This is a genomic window from Isoalcanivorax indicus (genome assembly GCF_003259185.1).
Taxonomy (GTDB): domain Bacteria; phylum Pseudomonadota; class Gammaproteobacteria; order Pseudomonadales; family Alcanivoracaceae; genus Isoalcanivorax; species Isoalcanivorax indicus.
This window is the reverse complement of the sequence record NZ_QGMP01000001.1, coordinates 1,250,016-1,274,501: the sequence shown is the minus strand read 5'-3', so window position 1 is coordinate 1,274,501 and position 24,486 is coordinate 1,250,016. Positions and strand designations below refer to the sequence as shown.

Annotated in this window: 15 protein-coding genes and 2 tRNA genes; 6 read left to right on the top strand and 11 right to left on the bottom strand. The window is 63.9% G+C overall.

Going from position 1 to position 24,486, the window contains the following annotated elements; genetic code table 11:
• Positions 1–241: 241 nt before the first annotated feature.
• The 3 genes from DKW65_RS05880 to DKW65_RS05870 all read right to left on the bottom strand — a co-directional run bounded on the left by DKW65_RS05880 (position 242) and on the right by DKW65_RS05870 (position 3,585).
• A tRNA-Val gene (locus DKW65_RS05880) sits at positions 242–318 on the bottom strand.
• 76 nt (positions 319–394) lie between these two features.
• Positions 395–1,945: a hypothetical protein gene (locus tag DKW65_RS05875; protein WP_111656382.1), complete on the bottom strand. Its 1,551-nt coding sequence runs from the start codon at positions 1,943–1,945 to the stop codon at positions 395–397.
• 173 nt (positions 1,946–2,118) lie between these two features.
• On the bottom strand, positions 2,119–3,585 hold the full coding sequence (locus tag DKW65_RS05870) for an alkaline phosphatase PhoX (protein ID WP_111656381.1): 1,467 nt from the start codon (positions 3,583–3,585) through the stop codon (positions 2,119–2,121).
• A gap of 200 nt (positions 3,586–3,785) precedes the next feature.
• Here DKW65_RS05870 and DKW65_RS05865 point away from each other — a divergent pair, with 200 nt between their 5' ends.
• From DKW65_RS05865 to DKW65_RS05845, 5 genes are all read left to right on the top strand, one after another.
• Complete coding sequence (locus DKW65_RS05865; protein ID WP_162925734.1) at positions 3,786–5,327, top strand: Ig-like domain-containing domain; 1,542 nt, start codon at positions 3,786–3,788, stop codon at positions 5,325–5,327.
• A 162-nt stretch (positions 5,328–5,489) separates the two neighbouring features.
• Positions 5,490–6,911 (top strand): cytochrome ubiquinol oxidase subunit I, encoded by a 1,422-nt coding sequence (locus DKW65_RS05860; RefSeq protein ID WP_111656379.1) that lies wholly within the window; start codon positions 5,490–5,492, stop codon positions 6,909–6,911.
• A 3-nt stretch (positions 6,912–6,914) separates the two neighbouring features.
• Positions 6,915–7,919 carry a cytochrome d ubiquinol oxidase subunit II gene (gene cydB / locus DKW65_RS05855; protein WP_111656378.1) on the top strand — a complete coding sequence of 335 codons (1,005 nt, stop codon included), beginning with the start codon at positions 6,915–6,917 and terminating at the stop codon, positions 7,917–7,919.
• 81 nt (positions 7,920–8,000) lie between these two features.
• Positions 8,001–9,725, top strand: a complete 1,725-nt coding sequence (gene cydD, locus DKW65_RS05850; protein WP_111656377.1) for a thiol reductant ABC exporter subunit CydD — start codon at positions 8,001–8,003, stop codon at positions 9,723–9,725.
• Positions 9,722–11,431, top strand: a complete 1,710-nt coding sequence (locus DKW65_RS05845; protein WP_111656376.1) for an amino acid ABC transporter ATP-binding/permease protein — start codon at positions 9,722–9,724, stop codon at positions 11,429–11,431. Before cydD ends, DKW65_RS05845 begins: the two co-directional genes overlap by 4 nt.
• A gap of 423 nt (positions 11,432–11,854) precedes the next feature.
• Here DKW65_RS05845 and DKW65_RS05840 read toward each other — a convergent pair.
• Positions 11,855–11,930, bottom strand: a tRNA-Asn gene (locus DKW65_RS05840).
• A 68-nt stretch (positions 11,931–11,998) separates the two neighbouring features.
• Positions 11,999–13,183 carry a pyridoxal phosphate-dependent aminotransferase gene (locus DKW65_RS05835; RefSeq protein WP_111657539.1) on the bottom strand — a complete coding sequence of 395 codons (1,185 nt, stop codon included), beginning with the start codon at positions 13,181–13,183 and terminating at the stop codon, positions 11,999–12,001.
• 79 nt (positions 13,184–13,262) lie between these two features.
• Between DKW65_RS05835 and uvrB the strand changes: the two genes are divergently transcribed.
• Complete coding sequence (gene uvrB / locus DKW65_RS05830) at positions 13,263–15,302, top strand: excinuclease ABC subunit UvrB (RefSeq protein ID WP_111656375.1); 2,040 nt, start codon at positions 13,263–13,265, stop codon at positions 15,300–15,302.
• Positions 15,303–15,308: 6 nt separating this feature from the next.
• Here the strand turns inward: uvrB and DKW65_RS05825 are convergent, their stop codons facing one another.
• From DKW65_RS05825 to DKW65_RS05800, 6 genes are all read right to left on the bottom strand, one after another.
• A complete protein-coding gene (locus tag DKW65_RS05825) occupies positions 15,309–17,183 on the bottom strand; it encodes a polysaccharide biosynthesis protein (RefSeq protein WP_245932404.1) in 1,875 nt (624 codons plus the stop codon).
• 303 nt (positions 17,184–17,486) lie between these two features.
• A complete protein-coding gene (gene cysN, locus DKW65_RS05820) occupies positions 17,487–19,145 on the bottom strand; it encodes a sulfate adenylyltransferase subunit CysN (protein WP_111656373.1) in 1,659 nt (552 codons plus the stop codon).
• Positions 19,145–20,059 carry a sulfate adenylyltransferase subunit CysD gene (gene cysD / locus DKW65_RS05815; RefSeq protein WP_111656372.1) on the bottom strand — a complete coding sequence of 305 codons (915 nt, stop codon included), beginning with the start codon at positions 20,057–20,059 and terminating at the stop codon, positions 19,145–19,147. The genes cysN and cysD overlap by 1 nt, the downstream gene beginning before the upstream one ends.
• Before the next feature lie 92 nt (positions 20,060–20,151).
• Positions 20,152–21,531, bottom strand: a complete 1,380-nt coding sequence (locus DKW65_RS05810; RefSeq protein WP_111656371.1) for a phosphomannomutase/phosphoglucomutase — start codon at positions 21,529–21,531, stop codon at positions 20,152–20,154.
• Positions 21,532–21,575: 44 nt separating this feature from the next.
• Positions 21,576–23,189, bottom strand: a complete 1,614-nt coding sequence (gene pgi / locus DKW65_RS05805; protein WP_111656370.1) for a glucose-6-phosphate isomerase — start codon at positions 23,187–23,189, stop codon at positions 21,576–21,578.
• Positions 23,186–24,472, bottom strand: a complete 1,287-nt coding sequence (locus DKW65_RS05800; RefSeq protein ID WP_111656369.1) for a UDP-glucose dehydrogenase family protein — start codon at positions 24,470–24,472, stop codon at positions 23,186–23,188. Before DKW65_RS05800 ends, pgi begins: the two co-directional genes overlap by 4 nt.
• Between the last annotated feature and the right edge of the window lie 14 nt (positions 24,473–24,486).

Genomic DNA, 24,486 nt, shown 5'->3' with positions numbered 1-24,486 from the left:
TCGCCCTTGCCACCACTTTTAATGTTGGCTACCTCCGGTCTGTTCCTGTCTGCTGAAACTACTCAGGCCGCATAACGCGTCAGTCCGCGTGCGGTCTGTGGCTTCAACCCCCAGCCTGTTTGGCTGACCGCGCATTGTATAGACCGGCCCCGGGCGACACAAGCCCCGGGGAAAGGTCTAATCGATTGTTCCACAACGAAAAAGCCACCGGAGCATCGGCTGCGGTGGCTTTCCGGCTATCTGGTAGGCACGAGTGGATTCGAACCACCGACCCCCACCATGTCAAGGTGGTGCTCTAACCAACTGAGCTACGTGCCTGTAGAGCGCGGTATTCTACCCACTGCCGCCCCCCTGTCAAAACCTTTTTCCCGGCACCGCCCGGCTGGCGACGCGCTCAGGGGTGCTGTGCCACCACCCGCGCCTCGAACAGGTCCAGATCCTCGACAAAAGCCGCCTGAATATCACCAATCAGGCGGCCCAGATCGTCTGCCGTATCCGGATCCGGAATGACCCGGTCGCTGACCATACGCATACCCAGCCGCACCATGAAGTTGTCCAGCGCTTCAAAGGCCCCGGCAGCATTCACCTCCGCCTCGCCCTTCGGGTTCTGGCGGAAGTTCACCTCGCCGGTGATGCCGCGGCCACTGTTGCCCTGTGTCGCCACCGACATGAAATCGGTGGCCAACTGGTCGATCGAGCGCGGCAGCACGAAGTTGATCATCCCGGCTGGCATCACGCCCAGGGCCCGGCCACTGGTGCGCACCGTCGGCGTGTGCACCATCTGCCCGGTCACCCGTGCGTTATCCCCGTCGGGGCGGTAATGGATATAGCCCTGCATGCCGGTCACGTCGGCCACGATCCCCAGCAGCTCGACCCGCACGGCCACATCGGCATTCAGCCGCCGCTCGGTGTCGTCCAGCAACGGCCGCGCCTCGGGCACCGCCTTGCCATTCAGGGTGGCCACCGGCTGGCCGTCGCGCACCAGCATCGACAGGGTCGCGCGCTGGGTGCGGCTGTCCACCGTCACCGCCACCACCTGGCCGTACTCGTCGTGCACCACAGCATCCAGCGACATGATCGGGCCCAGCCGGTCCAGATAACGGCGCAAGGCCGGGTAGTTGGCCGCCAGACGCTCGGGGTCAATATGTGCGGCCGCCTCCACCGGGCGATCACGGTCGCCGGGCGCACCCCGCACCAGCAGTGACTCGATCTGGCCGATACCGGACAGGACTTCGGCAATGGCCGGGTACGCCGCCCACAACGGCGCCAGCACATCAATTTCGTGCTCTGCCAGTTGCGGATTCGTCGCGCGCACCCGCTCGCGGTAGTAGCCCGCATTCGGCCCGGTGTCGAATTCCGGCTCACCCTCGACCATCAGGCGCAACAGGTTGCGCGAGGCTTCCACCACTGCAGGCCAGCGCATCTCGCCCACGCCTACGCGCAGATCGCCGCTGAGCAGGTAATGTCGGCCCCGGCGCGCGTCGATCTCGCGCGCCTGCACCCGTGCTTCCATGTCTCCCATGGGCAACGGCCGGTTGCCATGCGCGGTCAGTGCGCCGCGCCCCTGGCCCGGCATGGGTCGCACCCGGTAACGGCCATGCTCCATGACACCCTCAACACGAATCAGCCGGTCTTCGCCCTGCTCTTCCGGCAACATGCCGTAAAAGCCACGCAGGTCGAAGCGCTCCAGGGAGCGGCGCAGGGCATCCATGAAGTCGCGGGTCTCCGCGTGGTAGTGGGTATGGTGAATCAGGGTGTCCCGCAAGTCGGCATAGGCGCGCATGCGCGTCACCGCCGTCAGGGGGTCACCCTCGCCGGCCAACGACACCGGCGGTTGCCAGCCACGATCAATGATCTCGTTATCGACCTGAGGTGCAGCCAGCGATGTGGCAGCAAACATAACACCGGCCAGCGTGGCCGGTAACAGCATCTGAGCGCGCGACATGTCGTCTCTCCCGTTCGCACGATATTGTTATGATTCCCTGTGCAGCTCCTTGTGCAGCGCAGGGACCATTGTGCGGCGACGCGTGAACGGGCAACCATGACCGATCGGCCACGAAGTGCGGCCAATCGGTCAACGCCTGTAACGCTGTGTAACGGTGGCGGGTGCCTGCCCGGTCAGGCCCGGCGATGAATCTGGCCCATCACCGACGGCGCCGGGGCCCGCGGGCGGCGGAACGCCTCCGGAATGGTCAGTTCATAGGTGACGCCGCTGGGGCTCAGCAGGGCGGCACGGCCGCGCTGGCTGCTGAAATACAGCCGCGAACCATCCGGGGTAAACGCCGGCCCCGTCAACTCGCTGCCCCCACCCGGCACCTGCAACAGGATTTTCGCGGGCTGGTTGGGAATCATCACCATCAGGCGCATCAGGTCGCCATCTTCGGCAACCACCACATCCCCCGCCGGACTGACCACCAGATTGTCCACGTCGTCGAAGGGTTCCCCGACGCCGATCAACTGATCGTTATCAAACACCACTTCCAGCAGATCATTGTCGACGTCCAGCGCCAGCACCCGGTTATCGCCCTTGCAGGCAAAAAACACCACAGCACGCAGCGGATGCGCTGCGCCCATGACCGGCGGGCGCAACCCCTCCGGCAGCTCCTGAATCCACAACCCTTCGCCACCGCGAAAACGCGTGCCGGGCGCACCGATACCTGTGGCGGCCTCGACCTCCGGGCGCACCCTTTCCTGCGGCCGGTGCGGATCAATCACCGGCACCCAGCGCACCCGGTTGACCCGACGCGCCTGCGCCGCATCGTCCTGATAGCCGCCGTTCTCGAAACCTTCCACTTCCAGCACTTCAAGCACGCCGTTATCCAGATCCAGCGACGGCTTGCCGGTCATGGAGGTCACGGTGGCAAAAGACCGGAAGCGATAAAAGCGACCATCGCCGCGGTCCTCGGTGAGGTAGACCGTGCGCGTCTGCCAGTCCACCGCCGCCGCCTCGTGGCGAAACACCCCCAGCGCCGGGCGCACCTGTGCCTGGGAGGGCGTGCCGAGAGGATGGCACTCGTATACCAGGCCGTCAGAGACCTCCTCGCACGACAGCCAGGTGCCCCAGGGGGTCGACCCTCCCGCGCAGTTGGTGCGCGTATTACGCAGGATGCTGTAGGCCCTCGTCAGGCGCCCTTCCGCATCGAAGCGCAAGGCGCCCACACCACCATTGATCGGCGTTTCGCTGTTGGAGACATACACCCAGCCGCCATCCTCCTCGACCGGAAATACCGCACCGCCGTCGGGGAAGGTATGCCAGTTATAGCCGGTGAGCCCGAGTGGATCGACCAACCCGGTCACCGGGTTTTCCAGATGGCGCGCCACACGGCGAATGCTGAAACCCTCGGGAATCAGAATGCCGTCCACATTGCTTTCCACCAGCGGCCCGATATCCGCCAGCGGCCCCGGATTCAGAGGCAGTTCTGCGGCCAACGGCTCAGGCAGGTTCGGGTCCAGTGGCGGGAAGCCCGGCTCGCCGGTCACCGGCGAAGATGAAGAGCCACCGCCACAGGCCCCCAGCACAGAAGCCCCGGCACCGTAGAACATGGCCTGAATCAGTTTACGACGCGTCAGAGAAATCGATTGCATGACATCAACCCCGAAAAATTCAGTTCGGCGCGATACTCTGCCACGGGTGTTACGGATTCATGATCGTCTACACAAGCGCAACAAAACGCTCATCGTGCTGTTACATATCTGCGCTCGTTTGTCTTTTTCCTGAAAAGTTCGGCCGTGAGACTGCCTGCCATCGTGATGCTTCCTTCAGGGCTTTTTTCAGGACAACCACTATGTACCCTCGTCGTTCCCGGCTATTACCCTCATTGCTCCTGCCATTGGCCATCGCGCTGCTGGCGTTATCGCTCAGCGCCTGTGGCGGCAGCAGCATGCCTTCCACTCCGGAAGTGCCTCGCGACGACGATCCGGATATCGAACACCCCGGGCCGAATACCTGCGCAGATGAAGACTTCATGCTGCAAGCAGGCGACGGCCGCCTGCCCGCCGATGGCGCCACCGACGTGCCCCTCAACAGCAGCCTGCTGCTGCGCTTCAATACTGCGGTAGACCCGGCCAGCGTCACCCAGGACAGCGTCATGCTGACCGGCCCCGGCGCTGGCATGCTGGATTTCGATGTCCAGGGCAACAACGTGACCGCCACGCCGACGACACCCTTGCAGCCGGACACCGAATACACCCTGACCCTGACCACGGCCCTGCGCGACCAGTGCAACACACCGCGCGCGCTACGCGCTGCCGACGCCATTGCCAGCCGTTTCACCACTGGTGGCCACCTGGATCAGGAGCAGCCACGTCTTGCTGCGCTCAACCCCGCTAACGGCGAATTCCTGGCGCCGGGCAGTGAGCCCATCACCCTGACGTTTTCCAAGCCCATGGCGCCTGGCAGCGCCCCGGGCAACATCATGCTGATCCAGGAAGGCGACAACCGGCCAGTCGCCGGTACGCTGGACATCGACGGCGATACGGTGCGCTTCGTGCCCGAGCACCCCTTGCCCCAACAAACCTGGTTCCGTCTGAACGTCACCACCAATCTGCGCGACCTGTCAGGTAATGCTCTGGACGCCCCGGTGCAGGCGCGCTTCCGTACCGGCGGCCTGCTGGTGCAGTTGAACAGCGAGGTGCTCCGCCAGGTGCCCGGGCTCGGCGATGGCTTCGATCTGCTGGCCGGGCAACTGTTCAGCGCACTCGGCCTCAGCGCCAGTGACGATGGCCTCGGCGGCCTTGATAATCTGCTGGTGCTGACGCTGCCGATCATCACCCCGTTGAGCCAACTCGATCCCGCAGCCATCCCCGATGGCACCAGCACGCTGGTGGCGATCTGCAGTCCCGGCACACCGGGCGAGCGTTGCGTGCTGTCGCTGGAACTGAACGTCAACCCGCTCGCCCTCACCGGCTTCGCCATGGCGCTGGCCGATGGCAATCCCGCCGAGGCCCTGCAACAGATCGCCAATGCCCTGATCACCGCCGACGGCCTGCTCGGTCTGGAACTGGCCTTGCTGGAACCGGGTTTCGAGGCCCTGCTGCCCGGCCCGCTGGGCACGGCCGTAGGCGAAGGGCTGGCGCAATTGCAGAACGGCCTCGCCGCCATTCCCTTGAGCCTGCTGTCCGAATTGCTCGGCCAGGGCACTGAGCCACTGCTGCGTATCGGCCTGCTGAACGGCTCACTGCTGTCACTGGGCAGTGCCGATGGTCTGAGCAACGCGCCGGCGGGCCTCATCGCAGCTCTGGTCGTCGGCCTCGCGGGCGATTTTTCCCAGGGCTTCAGCCTGGACGGTCTGCCACTGGGACCGATGGGCGACCTGCTCCCTTTCTGAACAACGGCCTGACACCCAGTCGCCTGCCCCATGTGGCACTTTGCCACCTTGGGTCAGGCATGCTCATGTGTGATACTTCTCCCGGTGTTCACGCGACGGGTTCACACCCCGCTGAAGCATGAACAGATATAAACCAGTCGGTATAGCTACTGGGAGAGTGAAGTGACTGAGCTTGATCCGGTCCTGCTGTCACGTATCCAATTTGCCTTTGTGGTGTCTTTCCACGCCATTTTCCCCGTTTTCACCATCGGCCTGGCCTCCTACATCGCCTTTCTTGAAACCCGATTGTTCGTCACCGGCAAGAAAGTCTATGAAGAGCTGGCGCACTTCTGGACCAAGATCTTCGCCGTCGTGTTCGGCATGGGTGTGGTGTCCGGCATCGTTATGGCTTTCCAGTTTGGCACCAACTGGAGTGTCTTTTCCTATGCGGCGTCAAACTTCCTCGGGCCCGTATTGAGCTACGAGGTGGTCACGGCCTTTTTCCTGGAAGCCGCCTTCCTGGGCATCCTGCTGTTCGGGCGCCACCGGGTGCCCCCGGGCATGCACCTGTTCTCGGCTTTCATGGTGGCCATCGGCACCTTCATTTCGTCGTTCTGGATTCTCTCGGCGAACAGCTGGATGCAGACCCCGGCCGGTGTGGAGCTGGTCAACGGGCACTTCCACATGACGTCGTGGGGTGAAGCCATCTTCAATCCCTCGTTCGGCTGGCGCTTTGCCCACTTCGCCCTGGCGGCCTTCCTCACCGGCGGCTTCGTGGTACTGGCCATGTCCGCCTGGTACCTGCTCAAGGGCACGGCGGTGGAAAGCAGCCGCAAAGCCCTGGCCAGCACCGTGTTGTTGCTGGCCGTGCTCGCGCCGCTGCAAATGTTCGTCGGTGACATGCATGGCCTGGACACACTGGAGCATCAGCCGGTCAAAGTGGCCGCGATGGAAGGCGCCTGGGAAACCCGCCAGGGCCTGCCGCTGTTGCTGTTTGCCATCCCCAGCCAGTCTGCCGAGCGCAACTATCTGGAAATCGGCATCCCGAAACTGGCCAGCCTGATCCTGACTCACGATCTGGATGGCGAGGTGAAAGGCCTGAAGGAATGGGCACCGGAGGATCGGCCGCACGTCTTCACCGTGTTCTGGAGTTTCCGCGTCATGGTGGGTATCGGCATATTGATGATCGCCGTCGCCCTGACAGGCGCTTTCCTCTACTGGCGCGGTCGGCTGTTCGATACGCGCTGGTACCTGCGCGTTTGCTCGATGATGGCCCCCTTCCCGTTTATTGCGGTGCTGGCAGGCTGGTTCGTCACCGAAGCCGGACGCCAGCCCTGGCTGGTGTACGGCATGCTGCGCGTCGAGGATGGCGTCACCCCGTCCCTGACCGGCTGGATGGTGCTGCTGACCCTGATCGGCTACATCCTCGTTTATGCAGCGATTTTTGCCGCCGGGCTCTATTACCTCAGCCGCATCATGCGCGCTGGCCCGCACGCCTACCCGATCAAGGCCGACGACGGCACCGGACGACCCAAGCGGCCCATGTCCGCAGTCGACACCGCCATCGACGACGACCTCGACAAGAAAGCACCCCACAGGAGCTGAGCCATGGAATTGATCGATCTGACATTGATCTGGGTGGGCATCGTCTCCTTCGCCATCTTCATGTACGTCATCATGGACGGCTTCGATCTGGGGGTGGGCATCCTGTTTCCCTTCGCCCCCGGCGACCAGGCCCGCGATGACATGATGAACTCCGTGGCCCCGGTATGGGACGGCAATGAAACCTGGCTGATTCTTGGCGGCGCCGGCCTGCTGGCCGCGTTCCCGCTGATGTATGCCGTGATGTTGCCCGCCCTGTATATCGGCGTCTTCCTGATGCTGGCCGGGCTGATCTTCCGCGGCGTGGCGTTCGAATTCCGCTTCAAGGCACGGGGCAACCGGCACCTGTGGGATTACTCCTTCAACCTTGGCTCCACCGTCGCGGCGTTTGCACAGGGTGCCGTGGTGGGCGCCTATATCCAGGGCTTCAACACCGAGAACATGCAATATGTCGGTGGCGCCTTCGACTGGCTGACCCCCTTTACCGTCATGACCGGGCTTGGCGTGGTAGTGGGCTATGCCCTGCTCGGCGTGACCTGGACCATCATCAAGACCGAAGGCGAGGTGCAGGCCTGGGCTTACCGCCTGGCGCCTAAGCTGTTGGCCACATTGATGCTGTTCTTCCTGATCGTCAGCATCTGGACCCCGCTGGCCCACGAGCGCGTCATGGCGCGCTGGCTGGATAACCTCGGCGTGCTGTGGATTTTCCCGGTCCTGACGCTGATCGTGGCCGCGACAGCCCTGCGAGCGCTGATGCAACGCAAGGAAGTAGTGCCCTTCCTGTGCACGCTGCTGATCTTTGCCCTGTTCCTGCTCGGCATGGCCATCAGTAAATGGCCCTACGCCGTGCCGCCGACCTACACCTTCCACGAGGCGGCATCCGACCCCGGTTCGCAACTGTTCCTGTTGCTGGGTTTCCTGTTCGTGATTCCCATCGTGCTGGGCTACACCGCCTGGACCTACTGGGTCTTCCGCGGCAAGGTGTCCGGCAAGACAGGCTACGGCCACTGACCGGTTTGTGATTGCACGGTTGGCGCCACCCACCCGGTGGCGCCTTGTTCCCATGACCCATTGACCACCACGAGCCCCGCCATGGAGCCTGCGCTGCTTGCTGCGCGCCACAACCAGGAGGCCTCACGCTGGCGCGCTGCCGGGCAGCGACTGCGTGCCCTGATGCCACGTCACTGGCATCTGTTACTGGCCGCCTGTGTCGCGGCCGAAGCCAGCGCGCTGGTCGGTTTCCTGTGGCTGCTGGCAGTGACCCTGGCGGCGCTGGTGGTGCAGCCCGCCATGCCCGCGGCCAGCGTCTTTATTGCGCTGGCCCTGCTGGCGCTGGCCCGCGCGACCCTGCTGCGTCTGCGAGAACAACTGGCCAGCCAGCTCGGCTTGCGGCTGAGTCACCAACTGCGCCAGACCCTGATGCGTCGCGCCATGGACCCGGCCTGGCGACAACGGCGCGCCGAAGGCAGCGGCCAACTGGCCACCCGGCTGGGCGAACAACTGGACCTGCTGCAGCCCTACTACGCCAATTACCTGCCCGCCCTCTACGCCGCCGCGCTGCAACCTCTGCTGATCCTGGTCCTGGTGTTCAGCCAGAACTGGCTGGCCGGTGCCCTGCTGCTGTTTGCCGCGCCGATGATCCCTCTGTTCATGGCCATCATCGGCATGGGCGTGGCCAATCTGGCAGAGCAGCAGCAACGGCAACTGGCACGTCTCGGTGACCACTTCCTGGACCGGCTGCGCGCCCTGCCGCTGCTGCGTCTGAGCGGCGCACTGGAGCGTGCGGTCGATGACGTCGGCGACGTCACAGACCAGTGGCGCCAGGCCGCAATGCGCGTGCTGCGCGTCGCCTTCCTGTCCTCCGCTGTGCTCGAATTTTTCGCCTCGATCGCCATCGCCAGCGTCGCCATTTATATCGGTATGGCATTGCTCGGTTTTCTCACCTGGGGCCCGGCCGCCAACCTTACCGCCAGTGCGGCCCTGGTGATCCTGTTGCTGGCACCGGAATATTTCGCCCCCCTGCGCAACCTCGGCCAGCACTACCATGATCGTGCCGCCGCCCTCGCGGCCATGGCCGACCTGACACCGCTCCTGGATGACACCCGTGTCGAACCGCATACCGGCGCCGCCCCCCGGGCGCCACACTGGGAGCGCCCGCCATCCGTACACCTCCAGCACCTGACATTGCGTGCCCCCGGCGGTCACCCGGTGCTGCGCGAGGGTATCGACCTGCACGTCGCCCCCGGCGAATGGCTCACCGTTACCGGCCCTTCCGGCATCGGCAAGAGCAGCCTGGCCAGCCTGCTGGCGGGCTTTCAGGATGCCGGCGAAGCCCTGCGTATTGATGGCATTCCCCTGCGCGACATTCCCGTGCACACGCTGCGCGCCAATCTCGCCTGGCTGGATCAGTCACCGCGCCTGTCCGCCGGCAGCCTGCGCAGTAATATCGCCCCTGCCGGGCCTACCGCCGTCCGGCTGGACACGCTGCTGAGCGACTGCGCCCTCGAGGCCGTGGTGCAGGCCCTGCCCGACGGCCTGGATACCCGGCTGGGGGAAGACGGCGCCGGCCTGTCCGGCGGCGAACGCCAGCGCGTCGCCCTGGCCCGCGCCCTGTTTCCGGCACCGCGCCTGCTGATTCTGGACGAGCCCACCGCCAGTCTGGACAGCGAGTCAGAGGCCGCCATCCTGCGCGCCCTCCGCGCCCGCGCAGGCGACACCACCATCATCCTGTTCTCGCACAGCCAACGGGCCGCCGACGCCGCCGACAGGCACCTGGCCCTGGATGATCTGGGCACGGTACCGGGAGCGTCATCATGAGTCGCGCCACCCGCCACTGGGGTTTCCTGCTCAGTCTGGACAAAGGACGACGGCGCTGGAGCCTGGCCGCCGTCGCCCTGGCACTGCTGGCCGCAGGCGCCGCCATCGCCCTGGTGGCCAGTGCGGGCTGGCTGATTACCGCCAGCGCCCTGGCCGGACTCGCGGCCGCAGCCGGGGCGGCCATCACCCTGGAAATCTTTGCCCCGGGCGCCGCCATTCGCGCCTTTGCCGTGCTGCGTACCGTCAGCCGTTACGGCGAACGCCTGCTGGCCCACGAGGCCATCTTCCGCATCATGGCGCGCCTGCGGCAGACCCTGTTTGCCCGGGCCGCACGCCTGCCCTTTGCCCAGTTGCTGACACAACGCCGGGCCAGCACCCAGACGCGCCTGATGCAGGATGTCCAGGCGCTGGAAAACGTGCATGCCGGCTTGCTGCTGCCCACCTTGTCCGCCGTGATCGCCACGCTGGGCCTCGCCCTGGTGGCCGGACTGCTGGCCGGGCCCGGCTTTGCCCTGCTGGTGAGCCTGTTACTGGCCAGCCTGGCCCTGGCCTGCACCGCCTGGGCCCAGTTGCATCAGCAGCGCCACCTGCGCTATGCCCTGCACCGCCAGCGCAACCGCCGCGACCTGCTGCACCTGCTCGACAGCCACCGCGAACTCTACTTCGCCGACAACAACGACCAGCAACTGCAACGCTGGCTGCGCCGCGAAGCTGACAACGCCCTGGCCGAGCATCGTTTGCACCGCCGCGCTGCCAACGGCGAAGCCCTGTTGCAACTGCTGCTCAGCGGCGCCCTGATCACCGCCCTCTGGCTCGCCAGCCGCCTGCTGCTCAGCGGCCACCCCAGCGCCCCGCAACTGGCCCTGCTACTGATCGGCCTGCTTGCCCTCGGCGGCCTCTGGGCCGGCCTGGCCCGCGCCTGGCAACAACTCCCCTTCACCCACGCCGCCATCCGCCGCCTGCTTCCCCCGGGCGGGGCCACCCCCGCAGGCGGCGCTCAACCCGGCCGACGGGAGGGTTCGCATGCAGGTCAGTCCTCCACCACCTGGACGCTCCACCAGATCACCCTGCGCCGAGGCATCGCCACCCGTCCCCTGCTCCGCAACCAGGACCTCACCCTGCACCCCGGCGACGTCCTCCACCTGACCGGGGCCAGCGGCCAGGGCAAAAGCAGCATCGCCAGCCTGCTCTGCGGCCTGCTGCCTGCCGAGTCCGGCGAGATCACCTTCATGGGGGCGCCGCTGGAGACACTGCCGGAAACCGAACGTCTGGCCCGCATCGCCCTGATGCCACAGGACGCGCCGCTGTTGTCGGCCACCCTGCGCGACAACCTGACCCTGGCCAATCCGGAGGTGGATGATCGCACCTTGTGCGCGGCGCTAAGCGCCGTGGGACTCGACGACCTGCTGCCGGATACCGACCCCGAAACCGGCCTCGACACCTGGGTCGGCCTGAACGGCCGCGCCCTGTCCGGCGGCGAAACCCGCCGCATCGCCCTGATCCGCACCCTGCTGCAACGCAGCGACGCCGTCATCCTCGACGAACCCTGGCGCGGCCTGGACGCCACTACCCGCGCCCGCGCCGCTGCCTGGGTCCGCCAGCAGCAGCGTGGCCGTACGCTGATTATTCTTGATCATGAGGTTCGGGAGCGGCGGGATGGGGATCGGGAGTTGGGGCTCAGCGGCTGGCTGGGTGGTGCTTCGTAGCCCGGCCTTGGGGAGGGGGACTCCCTTCCCAAGGCCTCAGTTCGGTGCCAACGGCCAGGACGCCACCTGGTAGCAGGTAGCAACAGGATGGAGGAACCAGACCCTCAGTTGGCTGGAAGTTATTAACCGGGCTGCGCGTGATGGCCCTCGGGGGGCGGGTATGGGGTTTCAGGACTGTCGAGAGGCATGGATGCCGAACGCAAGCCTACAGGGGTGAGACAAGCGTCTTGCGACGCATGCGTCGCGCGCAGTCGAACGCACGTCATCTGTGATGGCGGGCCGGGCCCGCAGGGGATTTACGGCGTGTCCTGAAACCCCATACCCGCCCCCCGAGGGCCACAACCCCCACACCAATAAAAAATGGAAAACACCCAAAAACAGACAGGCACAAAAAAGCCCGGGCATGCCGGGCTTTTCCGTTTTTGGCTCCGCCTGCTGGGCTCGAACCAGCGACCCACTGATTAACAGTCAGTTGCTCTACCGACTGAGCTAAGGCGGAATGTCTTGAGGCGCGTATAGTAGTGATCCACCCCGGGCGGGTCAACACCCGGGGAGATCGTTTGCTGCTTATTTGGTCAGTGCCGCCTCAATGCGCGCCATGGCTGCTTTCAGCGTGTCCAGGCTCACAGCGAACGACAGCCGCATGCAGCCCGGAGAACCAAAAGCGGAACCCGGCACCAGCGCCACACCCGCTTCCAGCAGCGCATCCGCCAGCGCCAGATCGTTCTCGTAGCCGCCTGCCTTGATGGCTTCACTGAAGTCCGGGAACGCATAGAAGGTACCGTCGCCGGGCAGGCAGGTCACACCAGGCAAATCGTTCAGCGCCGCCACCAGATAATCATGGCGCTCCTTGAAGGCCTTGCCCATTTCGGCGATGAAGCCCTGATCGCCTTCCAGTGCCGCCTGAGCCGCTTCCTGGCTGACGGACGCCGGGTTCGACGTGCTCTGGCTCTGCACCTTTTTCATGGCGCCGATCAGCTTGGCCGGGCCACCCGCATAGCCGATCCGCCAGCCGGTCATGCTATAGGCCTTGGACACACCGTTGAGCACGATGGTGCGGTCGCACAGGTCCGGGTTGGCATTGACGATGTTCACGAACGGCTTGCCGGTCCACAGGATGTGCTCGTACATGTCATCCGTGGCAATCAGGATGTCCGGGTGCTTGCGCAGCACATCGCCGATCGCCTTCAGCTCCTCTTCCGTGTAGGCCACGCCGGACGGGTTCGAGGGGCTGTTGATGACGAACAGGCGGGTCTTCGGCGTGATCGCCGCTTCCAGCTGCTCCGGGGTGATCTTGAAGCGGTTCTCGATGCGGGTCTCAATGATCACCGGCTCGCCGCCGGCCACCAGGACCATGTCCGGGTAGGACACCCAGTACGGCGCCGGAATCACCGCCTCGTCGCCGTCGTTCAGGAACGCCAGCGCCATGTTGAAGAAGCTCTGCTTGCCGCCGCTGGACACCAGGATCTGGTTGGCGGCGTACTCAAGGCCGTTCTCGCGCTTGAACTTGGCGATAATGGCCTTCTTCAGGCCCGGGGTACCGTCAACGGCGGTGTAACGGGTCTTGCCGGCCTTGATCGCCGCGATAGCGGCTTCTTTGATATGATCCGGCGTGTCGAAATCAGGCTCGCCAGCCCCCAGGCCAATGATGTCCTTCCCTTCCGCCCGCAGTTCGGCGGCGCGGTTGGTAACAGCCAGGGTCGGTGAGGGCTTGATGCGTTGTACGCGGTCGGACAGCTTCAGTTCGGACATGGACTCCTCGATATGTTGAGTCATGGGTTGAGTCAAGGACAAGCGCGCGTAATCTTACCTGAACAGAGGTCTGTGCGGAATGGCAGAGGATTCAGCAACAGCGGCGGGCTTCAGGCTACACGCCGAGTACAGCCCCGCCGGGGACCAGCCCACGGCCATTGCCGCCCTGGTGGAAGGGCTCAATGACGGCCTGGCGCACCAGACCCTGTTGGGGGTGACCGGCTCGGGCAAGACCTACACCATCGCCAACGTCATCCAGACGCTGCAGCGGCCGACCATTGTGATGGCGCCCAACAAGACACTGGCGGCACAGCTGTACAGTGAATTCCGTGAATTCTTCCCCGAGAATTCGGTGGAATATTTTGTCTCTTATTACGATTACTACCAGCCGGAAGCCTATGTGCCCTCGTCGGATACCTTTATCGAGAAGGATTCGGCGATCAATGAGCATATCGAGCAGATGCGGCTGTCGGCCACCAAGGCGCTGCTGGAGCGGCGTGACACCATCATCGTGGCCTCGGTATCCGCCATCTATGGTCTGGGTGATCCGAACAGCTACATGAGCATGGTGCTGCACGTGGTACGTGGCGATCACATCGATCAGCGTGCGCTGCTGCGCCGTCTGGCCGAGCTGCAATATACCCGCAACGAAATGGATTTTCGCCGTGCCACCTACCGCGTGCGCGGTGATGTCATCGACATCTTTCCGGCAGACGAAGAGCGCGAAGCCGTGCGCCTGGAGCTGTTTGATGATGAAGTCGAATCGATCAGCATCTTCGACCCCCTGACCGGCGAAATCCTGCGCAAGGTATCGCGCATCACGGTGTATCCGAAGAGCCACTATGTGACACCGCGCGAAACGGTGTTGCAGGCCATCGAGATGATCAAGGAGGAGTTGCGCGAACGCCTGGAGGTGCTGCGCAATAATAACAAGCTGGTGGAAGCCCAGCGGCTGGAGCAACGCACCCGTTTCGATATCGAGATGTTGCAGGAGCTCGGGTACTGCAACGGGGTGGAAAACTACTCACGGCTGTTTTCCGGGCGCGCACCGGGCGAGGCACCACCGACGCTGTTCGATTACCTGCCCGACGATGCGCTGCTGGTGATGGACGAATCCCACGTCAGCGTGCCGCAGATCGGCGCCATGTACAAAGGCGACCGCTCGCGCAAGGAAACCCTGGTCGAATACGGTTTCCGCCTGCCTTCGGCACTGGACAACCGGCCGCTGAAATTCGAGGAATGGGAAGCGCTGGCGCCGCAGATGATTTTTGTCTCGGCCACGCCCGGCCCCTATGAAGAGAAACATGCCGGCCAGGTGGTGGAACAGGTGGTGCGCCCCACCGGCCTGGTGGACCCGCAGATCGAGGTGCGTCCGGCCACCACCCAGGTGGATGACGTGCTCGGTGAAATCCGCGAATGCGTCGCCCGCGACGAGCGGGTGCTGATTACCGTACTGACCAAGCGCATGGCCGAGGATCTGACGGAATTTCTGCAGGAGCACGGTGTGCGCGTGCGTTATCTGCATTCCGATGTGGACACCGTGGAGCGAGTCGAGCTGATCCGCGATCTGCGTCTGGGCAAGTTCGACGTGCTGGTGGGGATCAACCTGCTGCGCGAAGGGCTGGACATGCCCGAGGTGGCCGTGGTGGCGATTTTTGACGCCGACAAGGAGGGCTTCCTGCGAGCCGAGCGCTCGCTGATCCAGACCATGGGTCGGGCGGCCCGGAACCTGAACGGTCGCGCCATCCTGTATGCCGACAAGATCACCCAGTCGATGGCCAAGGCCATGGACGAAACCGAGCGGCGCCGGGCAAAGCAGATCGCGTTCAACGAGGAACACGGCATCACACCGACCGCGCTGAACAAGCGCGTGCGGGATATCATCGAGGACACCTACAGCACCGGCACGGGCGGCAAGCGCGGCAGAGGCCGCAAGCAAGCCGTGGCCGAAGAGGCCGCCGCCTACGCCATGCCCACAGACCCGGCCCAGGCGGCCAAAGATATTGCCGCACTGGAAGCGAAAATGCTGGAGCATGCGCGCAATCTGGAGTTCGAGCAGGCCGCGCAATTGCGCGACCAGATCGAGAAGATTCGCGAGGCGGGATTTATGAGTGCGTGACGCGCATTAATGCAAGGCAGCGCGCGGCGCATCAACCTCATCACGGCGGGAGGGGGCTGCGGGCAGCTCAGGCTGGTCGTGAGCTGCCGGGGCATAGCCCATGACATAGCGGCGCAGCAACTGACGCATGGCGGCTTCATCCCCCACTTCCAGGGCGATGCGGAACTGATCCAGCGCCTTCTCGATCACCGCCCAGGGATGCGCCTCCTCGCGGGCCTGCATGATCATCGGATGGCGTGTGCCGACGCCGTCATCGCCGAATAACAGTTCTTCGTACAGCTTCTCGCCGGGCCGCAAGCCGCTGAAGTGGATCTCGATATCACCGAGGGGATTCTGCTCATCACGCACTGAATAGCCCATCAGGTGAATCATCGCGGTGGCCAGATCAAAAATGCGCACCGGCTCGCCCATGTCCAGCACGAACACCTCACCGCCTTCCGCCATGGACCCGGCCTGGATCACCAGTTGCGAAGCCTCCGGAATGGTCATGAAATAGCGGGTGACTTCCGGGTGTGTAACCGTGACCGGCCCACCCTGGCGAATCTGTTCGCGGAACAGCGGCACCACGGAACCGGATGAACCCAGCACATTGCCGAAACGCACCATGGAAAAGACCGTATTGCTGCCGCGCAACGCCATACCTTGCAGGATCAGTTCAGCAAAACGCTTGGTCGCCCCCATAACATTGGTGGGGCGCACCGCCTTGTCGGTGGACACCAGGATAAAGCGCTCGACCCCGGCATTTTCTGCGGCTTCCGCAGCCGAAAAGGTCCCGATGATGTTGTTACGCACGCCAGCCGACGGGTTCATCTCGACAATCGGCACATGCTTGTAGGCCGCCGCGTGGTACAGGGTCTGGATGCCATAACGACGGCACACGCTTTCCAGCAATCCACGCGCCACCACAGAACCCAGCACGGCAACGATTTCGATATCCTGCTGCGCCGCCAGCTCCGTCAGTTCGCGCTCCATGCTGTAAAGGCCGAACTCATTATGTTCCACCAGCACCAGCCGACGCGGGTTCAACTGGATGATCTGCCGACACAGTTCACTGCCAATGGAGCCCCCTGCCCCGGTCACCAGTACGTTGCGGCCAGCGATACAGGCGCCGAGCAGATTACCCTGCGGCGGCACCGGGTCACGGCCCAGCAGATCCTCGATGGCCACATCCCGGATCTGCTCGATGCTCGCCTTGCCGGACACGATGTCGCACATGGACGGCACCGACTTCACTTTCACCGGCAGCTTTTCCAGGAAGGTGATGACTCGCAGGCGCTGGGCGCGAGTCGCTGATGGCATCGCCAGCAGCACCGTTTCGACCTTGCCTTGCTTCACGTAATTATGGAGGCCCTGCCGATTGAGCACCGGCAAACCCTGAATCAGGCTGCCCTGCGCCTCGCGCTGATCATCGACAAACGCCGTGGGGGAGTACTGACGGCCATTGGCCAGCGCCATGGCCAGCTGGATACCGGACGTTCCGGCACCGAAGATCGCCACACGCTCGGGCCGCTCGCGCACATGCAGCGCCCAGAACAGATAGCGCCGCACCAGAAAACGGCTGGCCCCCAGCCAGAGCATGCCGAAGACGGCATAGATGATGAAGACGGAACGCGGCGTGCCCTCCAGACCCAGCAGGCTGCCGGATGCGGCCAGCACCACGGCCGCCATGGCCATGCCGGTGAAAATGGCGATCGCCGCTTCACCTCCCAGATAGCGCACTACGGCGCGATACAGCCCCGACACATACAAAAACGGCACCGTGATCAGCGGTGCCAGGAGGATAAGCCAGGGTTGGGCCACGGTGGGCAAGACATCGCCAACACGCACGGCGTAAGCGACCACAAACACCAGCGGCAAGGCCACCAGGTCTGCGAGCACCATAAGAAGCTGTTTGATGTACCTGGGCAGGCTGATTAGCCAGTGGTGATAACGCTCGAACTGCTCCATGGATAGCAGATGCCTCCGTGCATACACGTTGTCGCGACCAGATCGCCACAACCGAGAAGAGTGTCACTGTGTGACTGAGAAGTCAATCACACAACCTTCACACCCCAGATCCTCTGCCCCCCTTCTGGACAAGCATCCGCCCCGACCGTTGCACGGTACAGAGGGCATTTTACGGAATCATGACCGGGTTCTGGCAGAACCTGTGACCCAGGCCGCGCCAGAACCCGTGATCCGGCCTCAACCCAGCAGCCGGTGCTCCCGGAACACCGTCAACACCTGCTCGGCAGCCTCGTCCAGCGACAACGGCAGTGACGACACCATGATGTCACGCTCACCGCAACGCAGTTGCAGGCGACGCTCCGCCCCGGCCTCCGTGGGCACGATCACGATCAGGCCCGCAGCCAGCAACGGCGCCGCATCATGCTCCGCGGCCACTGCCGGCAACGCCCCTGCGGCAAACAGCACACGCTCCACCAATGCGGCCAGCGCCCCGGCATCCGGCCCGCTCAGGGCAACCCTGACAGCTTGCTGGCCCAGACGCCGGGCGCGGGCTTCAGCGGTGATCTCTGGCAACTGGGCCTGGGCGCTCAGCGGCTCGGCAATGTCGTCCACCATGCCGGCACCCACCGTCACGTTGGTCAGCCGGTCGATCACGATCAGGCTGCCAGTTGCCCGGCAATCGCGATAGCGATCAAACGCCACCGGGCGGGTCAGCTGCAAACGGCACAGGGCAATGCTGTTCAGCGTCAGGCCGTCGGCCGGGCCTTTTTCCAGCGTATTCACGTCGATCTGGTGACGGATCTCGGTGATGGTACCGCTGGTGAAGGTGGTGCCCATCTTGAAGTCGTAGGTCTTGCCGACCTGCAGCGGCTGCTCGTGCATCCACACCAGATGCGCCATGAAGGCATGGCCCATGTCCATGTCGTCGTCGGCGGCCACCAGCATGTCGCCCCGGGAGATGTCGATCTCGTCGTTCAGGGTCACGGTGACGGCCTGGCCCGGATGGGCTTCCGGCAGTTCCCCTTCCCAGGCCACGATGGCTTTGACCGTGGAAGTCTTGCCCGAAGGCAGTGCACGTACCGCCTGGCCAGGCTTGAGCAGGCCGGCCGCCAGCGTGCCGCAGTAGCCGCGGAAGTTCAGGTTCGGGCGGTTGACGTACTGCACCGGCAAACGCAAGCGGCCCAGCGGCTCATCGCGATCCACGGGCAGGTGATCCAGCAACGCCAGCAACGGCTCACCCTGGAACCAGGGCATCTTCTCGCTGGCATGCACCACGTTGTCGCCAGTCAGCGCCGACATCGGCACGTAACGCACGTCCGGTACATTCAACTGGGCCACAAAGGCCTCGTATTCCTGCTTGATCTCGTCATAGCGCGCCTGGCTGAAGTCCACCAGGTCCATCTTGTTGATGGCGATGACGAAATGACGGATGCCCAGCAGCGAGCAGATAAAGCTGTGACGACGGGTCTGCACCTGTACGCCATAGCGCGCGTCGATCAGCAGCACGGCCACCTGGGCAGTGGAAGCCCCCGTGGCCATATTGCGGGTGTACTGCTCGTGCCCCGGCGTATCCGCAATGATGTATTTGCGGTGATCGGTGGCAAAGAAACGGTAGGCCACATCAATGGTGATGCCCTGCTCACGCTCGGATTGCAGGCCGTCCACCAGCAGCGCCAGATCCACCTGCTCGCCGGTGGTGCCATGGCGGGTGCTGTCGCGGGTAATCGCAGCCAGCTGATCTTCGAAGATCATCTTGCTGTCGTGCAGCAGACGACCGATCAGGGTCGATTTGCCATCGTCCACGCTGCCGCAGGTAATGAAGCGCAGCATGTCCTTCTGCTCGTGCTGACGCAGGTAATCTTCGATATTGTCGATCTTGGGGGCTTCGTAAGACATCAGAAGTAGCCCTCCCGCTTTTTCTTCTCCATGGAACCCGCTTCATCATGGTCGATGGCACGGCCGGAACGCTCAGAAGTACGCGCCACCAGCATTTCCTGAATGATTTCCGGCAGGGTACGAGCGCTGGACGGCACGGCGCCGGTCAGCGGGTAGCAGCCCAGCGTGCGGAAGCGCACGTCCATCTGCTTCGGCACCTGGCCTTCCGCCAGCGGCATGCGGTCGTCGTCGACCATCACCAGCATGCCGTCGTGCTCCACCACCGGGCGGGTATCGGCAAAATACAGCGGCACGATCTCGATATTCTCCAGATAGATGTACTGCCAGATATCCAGTTCGGTCCAGTTGGACAGCGGGAACACACGGATCGACTCGCCCTTGTTGATGCGGCCGTTGTACAGGTTCCACAGCTCCGGGCGCTGGTTCTTCGGGTCCCAGCGGTGATGACGGTCGCGGAACGAATAGACCCGCTCCTTGGCGCGGGACTTCTCTTCATCGCGGCGCGCGCCGCCGAAAGCGGCATCGAAACCATGCATCGACAGCGCCTGCTTCAGCGCCTGGGTCTTCATGATGTCGGTGTATTTGGCGCTGCCGTAATCGAACGGGTTGATCCCGGCCGCCACGCCTTCCTGGTTGGTATGCACCAGCAGTTCCATACCCGCTTCCTCCGCCATGCGGTTACGGAAGGCGATCATCTCGCGGAACTTCCAGGTGGTGTCGATGTGCATCAGCGGGAACGGCGGCTTGCCCGGGGCAAACGCCTTGCGCGCCAGGTGCAGCATCACCGACGAGTCCTTGCCGATGGAATACAGCATCACCGGGTTATCGAACTCGGCGGCCACTTCGCGAATGATGTGAATAGACTCCGCCTCCAGTGCCTGGAGATGGGTCATGCGGTGCTCTGGAAGTACCATGGTTACTGGTCTCTACAGTCGAACGTGAAGGCCCCTGCGTGGCGGCAGGAGCAGGATGATACAGGAATTCCGGGGTGGAAGCAGGGGGTGGGTCAGCCCCCCACCGCATCCATGGCCGCCCTGATATTGGCCTCGAACACCCCCTGAATGCGCTTCAGGGCCGCCTCGGTGTGCCCCTCGTAGCGGGTCACCAGCTTGGGCGAGGTATTGGACACCCGGCAGAGCCCCCAGCCATCGGCGTAATCCACCCGGATACCGTCGATGGTATTGCGCTCGCCGTCGCCGAAGTCGCCGTCGGCAATCAGGCGCTCGACAATGGCAAACTTGTTCTCTTCGGCCACCTTGATGGTGATCTCCGGGGTACTGGGGTTCTGCGGATAGCGCTTGAAGAAGCCGTCGGCGTCGGCGCCCTGCCCGGCCAGAATCTCGAGCATGCGCGCCGCGGCATAGAGCCCGTCATCAAAGCCGTACCAGCGCTCGGAAAAGAAGATGTGGCCACTCATTTCCCCGGCCAGCGGCGCCCCGGTTTCCTTCATGCGCGCCTTGATGATCGAGTGGCCGGTGCGCCACATCTCCGGCTCACCGCCCAACTCGCTGACCACCGTGGCCAGGCTGCCGGTGCACTTGACGTCATAGATAATACGCCCGCCCGGTACCCGCGACAGCACGTCCTCGGCAAAAGCCATCATCAACCGATCCGGGTAGATCAGCTCACCGGACGGGGTAATAACCCCCACCCGGTCGCCGTCGCCGTCGAAGCCCAGCCCCAGATCAGCGCCGGTCTCTTTCACGGTACGGATCAGGTCAACCATGTTCTCCGGCTCGCCCGGATCCGGGTGATGGTTCGGGAAGGTGCCGTCGATCTCGGTAAACAGCGACACCACCTCACAGCCCAGCCGCCTCATCAGTTCCGGTGCCAGTTCCCCCGCCACGCCGTTGCCGGTATCCACCACCACCTTGAGGGGGCGCTTCAGATGCACATCCGAGGTGATGCGCTCCAGATACTGCTCACGCAGATCCACATGGCCCAGCGTGCCCTGCCCTTCACTCAGGTCCTGGTTGACCAGGCGGTTGTAGAGGCCCTGTATACGCTCGCCGGACAGCGTCTGCCCGGCAATGACGATCTTGAAGCCGTTGTAGTCCGGCGGATTGTGACTGCCGGTGACCATCACCCCCGAGCGCACGCCTTCAATCTCGAAGGTGGCGTAGTACAGCACCGGCGTGGGCACCATGCCCACATCCACCACATCGCAGCCGCCCGCACGCAGGCCGTCGATCAGCGCCGCGCTGATTGATGGCCCCGACAGGCGGCCATCGCGAGCCACCGCAACAGCGGTCTCACCCGCTGCCCGGGTTTCCGCTGCCACGGCCCGGCCGATCTGGCGGGCAATCTCTTCGCTCAGCGTTTCACCGACGATGCCGCGAATATCGTAGGCCCGGAAGATGCCGGGGGTCAGGGGGACATTGCTCATAAATCCAGGTACCTGTTTTTGGGGGTAGTGTGGTGGAGGCCGATTCACCCACCCGGTTTGCGAATAAAAGCGAGCAGCCCTTCGGTCGAGGCATCCATACTGACGGCCTCGCCATCACGCAACGCGGCCAGGGTATCGGTGGCAATCTTCTTGCCCATCTCCACCCCCCACTGGTCAAACGGATTGATCTGCCACATGACCGCCTGCGCGAACACCTTGTGCTCATAAGCCGCCAACATGGCGCCCAGACTGTACGGCGTCAATTCATCCATCATCAGCGTGGTGCTCGGCTGATTGCCACGATAACGCTTGTAGAACGGCATCTGCTCGCCTTCCGGCAACGCCGCCTCACCCAGCGCCAGCAAGCGCGACTGGGCCAGGCAATTGGCCAGCGCCAGCTCGTGCTGACGCACCAGCTCACGCGCGGCATCAGTATGCACGTCTTCGTGATAACGCAGTGCCGGGGCAATAAAGTCACAGGTCACCGGCTCGGTACCCTGATGCAGCAGCTGGTAGAACGCATGCTGGGCATTGGGCCCCACATCGCCCCACAGAATCGGACAGGTCCGCGTGGTCACCGGATTCCCGTCACGGGTCACCGACTTGCCGTTGGATTCCATTTCCAGCTGTTCCAGATAAGACGGCAGATACTTCAGCCGACCGTCATAGGGCAAGATGGCATGGCCATGGATATTCAGCAGATTGGTATTCCAGACCCCCACCAGCGCCATCAGCACGGGCAGATTGTCCTGCCACGGCGTGGTGCGGAAATGCTCATCCATGAAATGCGCCCCGGCCAGCAACTCACGGAAGCGATCCATGCCGATGCGCAGCGCGGCGGGCAGACCGATGGCCGACCAGAGCGAATAACGACCGCCCACCCAGTCCCATAATTGCAGGCGGTTTTCTTCGGCAATGCCCCAGGCCGCGACTTTTTCCTGTGCGCTGGACACCGCCAGAAAATGACACCGCACCACCGCTTCATCTTCACCCAACGCGCGTTGCATCCAGGTACGCGCAGTCTCGGCGTTGTACAAGGTATCCACGGTCGTGAACGACTTGGACGAAATGATGAACAGCGTGGTCTGCGGGCGCAGCTGGCGCAGCAGGTGCGCCACCTGACTGCCGTCCATGGACGACACAAAATGCACCTGCAACCCCTGCGGCGTCGGCGCCGTAAAATCTTCCAGCGCCCGGCTGACCATGAGCGGCCCCAGGTCAGACCCGCCGACCCCGATATTGACCACATCGGTAATCACTTCGCCGGTGTAGCCACGCCACTGCCCGGCATGCAGCTTGTCGACAATGCGCGCCATGCGGGCCAATTCAGTGTGCACGGCAGCGCGGATCTCCGGCGCCGCCATGTCGCTGTCTTCCGGGGCCCGCAGCGCCCAGTGCATGGCCGCCCGGTTCTCTGTGCAATTGATCGCCTCACCGGCAAACATGCGATGGATCCAGCCGCGCAGGTCACTGGCATCCGCCAGCGTGGTCAGCCGGTCCAGGGTGTCACCGTTGAGGCGCTGCTTGCTCAGATCGAGCAGCAGTGGCCCGACACGCCGATGCAGCCGCTCGAAACGCCGCGGATCGTCCTGAAACAGGTCAGCCAGATGCCGCTGCGACAGATCATCGGCATGGGCCTTCAGATCATTCCACTTCATTTACTTGGTCCCTGGCGCCCCACGCCGTAGTAGGCAAACCCGTTGGCGTGCACAAATTCAGGATCATAGATATTACGGCCGTCCAGCAACACCGGCGCCCGCATCAGTTGTGCCAGACGGGCGAAATCCGGGCTCCAGTACGCCTTCCACTCCGTCACCAGCATCAGGGCGTCAGCCCCTTCCGCCGCGCGATAAGGCTGAGAACACAGGATCAGGTCGTCCCGCTCACCATACAACGCCGTCAACGCCGGCAAGGCTTCCGGGTCGTGCACACGCACCACCACACCCTGCGCCCACAGCGCCTCCAGCAAACGCAGTATCGGCGCATTGTCGATGCGGCCCGAGCCCGGCTTGAACGCCGCCCCCCAGACCGCCACCACCTTGCCCGCCAGATCACGGCCGTAATGCACCCACAGCTTGCGAAACATCACTTCCTTCTGGCGCTCGTTGATCGCCATCACCTGGCCAAGCAGCTCCGAATCGATACCACGGGCCTGCAACGTATTCGCCAGGCTCAACACATCCCGCGACAATCCCGGCCCACCGAAGCCACAACCCGGATACAGGTACGCCTCGCCGATGCGCGGGTCTGACCCCACGCCCTTGCGCACCTGTTCGATATCCACATTCAGGGTGTCCGCCAGATTGGCCATGTCGTTCATGAAGCTGACGCGGGTGGCCAGCATGCCCGTAATCGCGAGTTTCGAGAACTCGGCCTCGCGCGGGCGCATCACCAGAAAGTGATCACTCAACCGGTTGAAGGGCCGGAACACCTCGCGCACCAGCAACTCCACCTTGGCATCATCACAACCGAGCAAGAGGCGCGCCGGGCGCACAAAGCTCTGTACCGCAGCGCCCTCCTGCAGGAATTCCGGCAGGCATACCACCGCGCCCACCGGAAACAGCATCTGCAATTCTTCCGTGGTGCCGACCGGAAAGGCGGATTGGTTGATGACCACCAGGCCCGGGGCTACGGATTGCGCCAGTTGCACCAGCACGTCACGCGCTTGCGGTTCATGTTCCGGCTCAAAGGCCAGAAAAATGGCGCGCACTTCCGGACCCGGCGCTTCATCCAGTGCCCCCCAGCGCAGCCGCCCTTCGGCCAGTTGCTCCTGTAGCAGGCGCTCAAGGCCAGGCTCACGATACAGCGACTGCCCCGCCTCCACCGCTTCCGCGAAGCGCCCGCCGCCGGGCGAGCGCAGCACCACATGATGGCCACTGGAAGCCATGGCGGTGGCGGTCACCAGCGCGCAGAGCGTGTCGCCGTAAACGTCCAGGTGCATGGGGTCTCCTCAAA